Annotated in this window: 7 protein-coding genes and 1 pseudogene; 5 read left to right on the top strand and 3 right to left on the bottom strand. The window is 64.8% G+C overall.

Features of this window, described 5'->3' with window-relative positions; all coding sequences use genetic code 11:
* Positions 1 to 723: fructose bisphosphate aldolase (locus ACLP9N_RS18030; protein WP_442408695.1), on the bottom strand; the 723-nt coding region annotated here is incomplete at its 3' end.
* 425 nt (positions 724 to 1,148) lie between these two features.
* Between ACLP9N_RS18030 and ACLP9N_RS18025 the strand changes: the two genes are divergently transcribed.
* Positions 1,149 to 1,526, top strand: coding sequence for an STAS domain-containing protein (locus tag ACLP9N_RS18025; RefSeq protein ID WP_442408696.1), 378 nt, complete (start codon positions 1,149 to 1,151; stop codon positions 1,524 to 1,526).
* A gap of 168 nt (positions 1,527 to 1,694) precedes the next feature.
* Positions 1,695 to 2,039 (top strand): annotated as a pseudogene (locus tag ACLP9N_RS18020) (ATP-binding protein); the annotation flags it as partial.
* A 35-nt stretch (positions 2,040 to 2,074) separates the two neighbouring features.
* Here the strand turns inward: ACLP9N_RS18020 and ACLP9N_RS18015 are convergent.
* Together ACLP9N_RS18015 and ACLP9N_RS18010 are read right to left on the bottom strand one after the other, a co-directional pair.
* A complete protein-coding gene (locus ACLP9N_RS18015) occupies positions 2,075 to 3,160 on the bottom strand; it encodes a phosphotransferase family protein (RefSeq protein WP_442408694.1) in 1,086 nt (361 codons plus the stop codon).
* Complete coding sequence (locus tag ACLP9N_RS18010; RefSeq protein WP_442408693.1) at positions 3,157 to 4,293, bottom strand: hypothetical protein; 1,137 nt, start codon at positions 4,291 to 4,293, stop codon at positions 3,157 to 3,159. Before ACLP9N_RS18010 ends, ACLP9N_RS18015 begins: the two co-directional genes overlap by 4 nt.
* A gap of 122 nt (positions 4,294 to 4,415) precedes the next feature.
* Between ACLP9N_RS18010 and ACLP9N_RS18005 the strand changes: the two genes are divergently transcribed.
* The 3 genes from ACLP9N_RS18005 to ACLP9N_RS17995 form a co-directional block, all read left to right on the top strand.
* Entirely contained in the window at positions 4,416 to 5,036 is a 621-nt protein-coding gene (locus ACLP9N_RS18005; protein WP_442408692.1) for a TetR/AcrR family transcriptional regulator, read from the top strand.
* 111 nt (positions 5,037 to 5,147) lie between these two features.
* Positions 5,148 to 6,284, top strand: coding sequence for a phosphotransferase (locus ACLP9N_RS18000; protein ID WP_442408691.1), 1,137 nt, complete (start codon positions 5,148 to 5,150; stop codon positions 6,282 to 6,284).
* Positions 6,285 to 6,380: 96 nt separating this feature from the next.
* On the top strand, positions 6,381 to 6,680 hold a 300-nt coding region (locus ACLP9N_RS17995), incomplete at its 3' end, for an amidohydrolase family protein (RefSeq protein WP_442408690.1).

Raw genomic sequence — 6,680 nt, 5'->3', positions numbered from 1 at the left:
GCCGGAGAGCGCGAGCACCCGCATCACCTTCGGGTGGTCCACCAGGGTGCGGTAGTGGTTGGCCTCGGTGGGCAGGGTCAGCTTGAGCATCACGCGCTGTCCGTCGGGCACGGTCTCGAGGTGCTTGATGATTTCGTCGCGCAACATCTCCTCGGCCTGCACCTTGTCGGAGATCGAGATGGTCACCTCGGGCTCGATGATGGGCACCAGGCCGTGCGACAGCACCTGGCGGGCAACTTCGAACTGCTGGGCGACCACCGCGGCGACGCCCTCGGCGTTGGCGCCACCGATCACCGACCGTTCCTTGGTGCCGAATACGCCCTTGCCCACGGCTCGCTCCAGCAGCCCGTCGAGTCCCGGCATCGGCTTCATCAGCTGCACGTCATCGGACGCCTCGGCCAGGCCCTTGTCGATCTTGAGGATGGGCACGACGCCCTTGGTCTCCCACAGGTAGGTGGTCGACGGTCGGCCCTCGATCTCGCGGTCCATGGTTTGCTCGAACAGAATCGCCGCCAGGACGCGGTCGCCGGTGAACGCCGGGGCGGTGATGATCCGCGAGCGCATCTGGTGAACGAGGTCGAACATCTCCTCCTCGGAGGAGTACGCGACGTCCTCGATGCCATACAAGCGCAGCGCTTTGGGCGTCGACCCGCCGCTTTGGTCGAGTGCCGCGACGAATCCCTTGCCCGAGGTCATCCGGTCCGCTTGCTGTTCGTTCGGCATGGAAAGCTCCACTTCCTCGTGGTGGTCGTGCCGATCATATGTCGGCCCGTTGCGGCACTAGCGGTTTGGTCGGCCATAGCGCCATGCAATCGAGGAGCCGGTGATCGCCCCGATGAGTATGGAAACCTTGCCGCGGACATTCGGTCGCCGCTGAACAGCGTCGGGGCAGGCCCGAACGACGGCGCGGCCGCCTCGCCGCTGGTGTTTCGCGTGCCACGTCGCCCCTTGAACGCAGTGCTTCCGGTGTGTTGTGCCACGTGACCTACAATCAACTGAACGCGCGGCTGCGCACCGCTTTGCGGAATCGGGGAGTGTCTTACCTTCCTGGCAAGCGGGTTTTGGCGGGGTTGAACCAACAGCCCCAGGTCAGCAGTGCCTGTCTGAGAGCCAGCGGTGTTCCGCAGGGAACGAATGTGAGAAACAGCATGATCGAGCAATCCGGGGACTCTGTCGGTCCGACCCCTTTCCAAGTGGGCAAACATCAGGTAGACCAAGCGGTCGTGCTCACCGTCGCGGGTGAAGTGGACATGCTCAGCGCGCCCCAGCTGTCCGAGGCGATACAGACCGCTACGGCCGCCAAGCCTGCGGCATTGATCGTGGACCTGTCGAAAGTCGATTTCCTCGCCTCGGCCGGGATGACCGTCCTGGTGACCGCGCAAGCGGAGGTCGTGGCGCCTACGAGGTTCGCGGTCGTCGCGCACGGGGCGGCCACCAGCAGGCCGATCAAACTCATGGGAATCGACAGCGTGCTTTCCCTCTACAGCACGCTCGACGACGCGCTGAGCGATATCACCGATCGGTAAGCTTCTAAAGGGGTGGGTACGCAGCTGGATTCGATGAGATGCTCTGATCGTCAGCCGCAGAAAATGCCTAACATCGATGACCGATCCCGCTTCGTGCGATAGCGAGTCTCCGCCGATGCCCGCAGCGCTGCTCGCACGAGAGCCGAGTTCGCCACGTGGCTCGACAGGCATTTCGCGCTTGGCGCCGAACGCTCCACCGAAGTGCTTCTGGCGGTGAACGAGGCAATCGCGAACGCCGCCGAGTTCGCCTATGTCGATTCCCGGCAACCCGGCACGTTGGACGTCGACGCAACCTACGACGCCGATTCCGGCACGCTTGCCGTGACCGTCAACGACCACGGGCGCTGGCCGGACAAGGTCCCGCAACCGGGCCGGCGTACAGCGGCAGTTTCGGGGCCGCGGCATCCCGCTGATGCAGGCACTCGCCAACGAGCTGATCATCGACCCCACGCCGCACAGGACACGCGTCGGGATGACTTGGAAAGACCTGAAGCATCACCGCTCCACGCCTGACGGGCCGTCGCCTGCGTTCCGCAGGCCGCACGGTCTTACATCGCTTGTCCGAGGACCTGTCGGATGCGGTCCTCGCGCGGAAGCACCGGGCCGTCATCGAGGGGTTCGTCGATGCCAAGTTCGGAGAGCCCGGCTTTGGTCATCAGGGAGGTGCCGTAGGCGGCCAGCACGAGTTTTTGATCGTCGCTGTGGCCGTCCTCGACCAGCATTGCGCCGATGAGGCAGATGACGGCCATCTTGTAGGCATTGAACGCGCGGTACCACGGGCGGTTGTGGACCTTGATCCCGCTGGTCGCTTCGTAGTGCGCGAGCAGTGCATCGATGGTGAGCGCGGCGGGGTGGCTGTTGATGCCGACGGGCTGCATCCACAGCATCTCGAGCCAACCGATGTCGGTCAGGGGATCGCCCACCGTGGTCATTTCCCAGTCGAAGACCGCGCTGACGTCGCCGTCCGTGAAGGCGAAGTTGCCGGGTTTGGCGTCGCCATGCACCAGCGTGACCCGGGGGCACGGCTGGGGCTGGCTGGCGCGCAGCGCCTGGTGGAGCCGTTCCAGCGCAGGTAGGGGACCGCGCTTGACGCGGTTCATCTCTGCAGACCAGTGGTTCAGATCGCGGTCCAGCTGGTCGCTGCCGTCGTCGAGGGTGTCAAGCCCGGTCTGCTGGAGGTCGACCGAGTGGATCGCCGCGAGTTGTTCGGCCAGACTTTGGCACATCCTCACCACGGTGTGGTCAGCGACGTCGGTGGGTGACTCCATCTCGTAGACATCGCCCGCCGCGCGCTCCATGACGAAGAACGGCCGTCCCAGCACGTCGCCGGTGTCCTCGAGCCACAGTGCCCGGGGAACGCGGACCGTGGTGTGCTCCAATGCCCGCAGGATGCCGAACTGGCGGGCGAGATCGTAGGGCTCCAGCAGCGCGGGTGGCTTGGGGCGCAGACGCAACACGACGTCTTGACGCGTGTCCTGATCGCCGTGTCGCGTGAGGACCGTCAACGTCAGCATTTCGGCCGAGTGACCGAAGCTCACCCGGTCCAAGCCCTCGATGCGAACCTCGTCGGTGTTGTCCAGTTGTCGACGCAGCCACGCGGTTAAGCGCTCTTCGACATCGGCGGTCAGCGTCATTGACGAGCTCCTTCGCCATCCGCGGTTAAACGGTCGACCGGAGTCTTGTCCTGGGTGAATGCCGACATATCCATCGCCACCCAGTTCGGGTAGCGACGGTAGCCCCCTCCGCCCGAAAGCAACTCGAAGATTCCCCAACCGACGTCGCCGTCGAGTTCGAAGCGCATCAGCTGGTCAAGCGCCATCGATTTGCCCTCGGTCTCGGCGAGTTGCTCCAGATTGGTGCTATCCCAACGAAAGTGGATGAAATACGCATCCTTACCCAGATCCTCGTAGTGGCAGTGCGCCATCGGTAACCCGTAGTAGGCGTTGACATCCTGGTGCGGTGCGTCGGCCGTGACTCGGTACGTTTTGCCGTCTTCGTCGGTGAAGACCAAGGCCGCGCGGGCGGGCCGCTTGCTGTCGCCGTCGAATTCGACGTCGTGCTCGATCTTGACGAACCGCCTCGACAGGGTACCATCCGCATGCGTGATCCCGCCGTCAACGTAGTTGACTGTGCCATCGGATGATTCGATGACCCATGCTTCGATGGCGCGGTCTTCGAAGCCCGCATCCAGCCATAGCCAGAAGTCGATCTTGTCGGAGACGCGGACGCCGAAAGTACGGTCCCGGCCGCCATGAAAACCGTCAACGCTGATGTGCTCACCGTCGATCTTGACCCAACCAGTCCAACGCCCCGGTTCCTTCATGTGATACATATCAGCCAGCAATCGGCCGTCTTCGTCTCGCACCTTCATCGGCAGCAGCTCCCACATGGGGGCGGTGGGCTCGTAGTAAAGCTCCCACTCGATTCCCGAGGCATTGGGCTCGACGTCCAGGCGCCACTTTTTCAGCGGCTCAACGCAGCTCCAGCGCATGGGGCCGGCGCTCAGGTCACCGCGGTCGTCGCCGGCCACAGGCCGGCCCGACAACAGGTCCCAATGCTGGCCGTCGGCGAGAGTGACCTTGACATAACCCAAACCGGTGCCAGTGTTCGGGTTGTTGCCGTAGCCGCTCGCGAGCAACATCATGCCGTCCGGCGACGCGGCGAAGAAATAACAGCGATCCGACCACGTGGGATCGGGATGATGCACCTGATCAAAGGTCGTCGGCAGCTGGTGGGTGAACGACTCGTCGGCGGCGGAGTAACCCATGATCGGCCTCTCTGGCTGGCGAATAGGCTGGCTTGCAACGGGATTCGGCGGAAAGCGTGCGGGGGAAGGCTCCAGGCGGATCAGATGCTCCCTAGCGCAACGCATCCCGTAACATCGGCGCCATGGAACCGAGCCGGTGGTGGGGTGACGAGCGCGCGATCCTCGATGACGAGGAAGCCCGCAAACGCATCCTGGACGCCGCGGGACGGTGCATCCTGCGCCGCGGCAACACGCAGGTTCGGATGGGTGAAGTGGCCGACGAGGCGGGGGTTTCACGGTCCACCGTGTACCGGTACTTCCCCGGCCGCGACGAAGTCCTGCTGGGTCTGATGCTGAAGCGCGTCGACAACGCGCTCGCGAATCTGGTGCGTTCGCTGCCCGCTCCCGAAGACCCGGTTCGGTCGGTGCCGGAAATGGTCCTGGCGCGCGTCGAGTCGGTGGACGGCAATCCACTGAACGAAGCGCTGTTCGCCGCCGAGAGCACTGCCGTGGCCACAGCCCTCGAGAAGGGCTCGGAACCCATCGTGGAGTTGCTATTGAGTCATTACGGGCCGCTGCTGAAGCGCTGGAAGCTCGCCGGGCGACTCCACGACGACCTCGATCCTCGGTCGCTCGTCCAGTGGCTGCACACCACCACGTTGTTCCTGCTGACCCCCTCCTGGCGGTACCGCTCGCTGGCCGACAAACGCGAATTCGTCGACCAATTTGTAGTGCGCGCCCTGGTGCCACAGATCAGACAATAACCACGTATTGTCCTATGTCCAGACGCTAAGTAAGTTTTGTCTCACGACGCACTATCGACGTTTGGCGCCCCCGGCCGCCCGTAACCGACGTCGCCAACCGAATGGACGCATATGGAAAGTCCTGTGGGGCAAGCCTTCTCAATCATTGCTCTGGCCGCTCACCTGGCCCGTGGTGTCGGCCGGGTGACCGCTGACGCGGTGCTGGGAGGCCGAGCGGGGTTGCCGCGCGCGGTCGGCGAAATCGACACCGCGATCCTGTCCGCCGTCATGGGCACCACGGTCCGCTCGGTCAGTGTTGTGGGCAGCGACGCAGGGACGTCGTCGCGGGCCCGGCTGGCGCTCGCGGGAGACGGTGTGCCCGAGTCGGTGTTCGTCAAGCTGGCGGCAGCCACCGCCGTCACCCGATTGATGGGCGAACTGGGTCGGCTCGGGCCCACCGAAGTCCGTTTCTACAGTGAACTCGCATCGCAAGTCAGCGGTGTCCCGCGGGCCTACGGCGCCGCATTCGACGCCTGGACGGGCCGCTACCTGCTGGTGTTGGAGGACCTGCCCACCGAGTCATGCGAATTTCCCGATACCTTGCACCCGATTTCGGTCGACCAGGCGAGCCTCGTCGTCGAACTGCTGGCCGGCCTGCACGCCACTTTCTGGGATCGGTTGCCGCGCTCCGGGCGCGGGCCGCTGGGCTGGCTGCACACGCCGTCGGGCGACGCCACGTCCCTGTTGACCGGCTCGCTGATGAAGGCCTCGATGAAGCGGCTCGCCGAGCGCACCGCTCTCCCGGTAGATACGGGCAGCTTCATCGCCGACAACTACCGCGTAGTCGCCGCGCTCATCGACACCCCCCCTCATACGGTGATGCACGGCGACGCACACCCCGGCAACATGTACTTCCGCGACGGCAAGCCGGGACTTCTGGACTGGCAGGCGGTGCGGCGCGGGCACCCCTCCCGCGAACTGGCCTACACCTTGGTCACCAGTCTGACGCCGGAGGACCGCCGAGTAGCACAGCGCGACCTACTCGACGATTACCGACGCGCGCTCGCAGCGGCCGGCGGACCCGACCTGGACCGCGACGACCTGTGGCTGCGGTACCGGCAGGGCGCGCTGTACGCCTATGTGGCCCCGCTGATCACCGCGGGAATGGGGGGTATGCAGGTCGAAGACATCGCCATGGAAGGGTTGCGTCGCGGTGTCGCAGCGCTTGACGACCTGGAGACCGTGGCGGCACTGAAGAGTTCTCTATAGCCGGCCGAATTCGGCTGGACCTATTGCCATGGCCGCCACAGCAGTTACGCTACTTAGCGTAGCGAAATACTGAGGGTCGTCGACAAGGAGGGTCCCATGTTCGACCTGAAGATCATCGGTGGCACGGTCGTCGACGGCACGGGCGCCGAGCGCTATCGCGCTGACATCGGCATCAAAGACGGCAAGATCGTCGACGTTGTCCGCCGCGGCGCCGGCGATCCCGAGATGGGTGGTTTGGAAATGGCCGAGGCCGCCGAAACCATCGATGCCACGGGGCGACTGGTGGCGCCCGGCTTCGTCGACATCCACACGCACTACGACGGCCAGGTGAGCTGGGACAGCCTGCTCGAGCCATCGAGCGGCCACGGGGTCACCACGGTGGTCACCGGGAACTGC

Origin of the sequence: Mycobacterium sp. (genome assembly GCF_052144515.1) — a bacterium.
In the GTDB taxonomy this organism is placed as follows: domain Bacteria; phylum Actinomycetota; class Actinomycetes; order Mycobacteriales; family Mycobacteriaceae; genus Mycobacterium.
The sequence above is the reverse complement of the archived record's forward strand: the minus strand, read 5'-3'. Positions and strand labels throughout refer to the sequence as shown.